Annotated in this window: 1 protein-coding gene; it reads left to right on the top strand. The window is 61.2% G+C overall.

Annotated elements, in window-relative coordinates; translation table 11 throughout:
- A partial coding sequence (rplJ, locus tag B2994_RS02005) for a 50S ribosomal protein L10 (protein ID WP_291526732.1) occupies positions 1–209 on the top strand: 209 nt, incomplete at both ends.

Genomic DNA, 209 nt, shown 5'->3' on the forward strand with positions numbered 1-209 from the left:
ACTGTGGCTAAGAACACGCTGACTCGCATCGCCGCCAAGGAAGCGGGCATCGAGGGTCTCGACGAGATCCTCGCCGGTCCGACCGCCGTCACGTTCGTGAAGGGCGACTTCATTGAGGCTGCGAAGGTCCTGCGTGATTTTGCCAAGGACAACAAGGCTCTTGTCATCAAGGGTGCCGCCGCCGACGGTACCATCTACGATGCCGAGGG

Origin of the sequence: Bifidobacterium sp. UBA744 (assembly GCA_002298605.1) — a bacterium.
Lineage (GTDB): Bacteria > Actinomycetota > Actinomycetes > Actinomycetales > Bifidobacteriaceae > Bifidobacterium.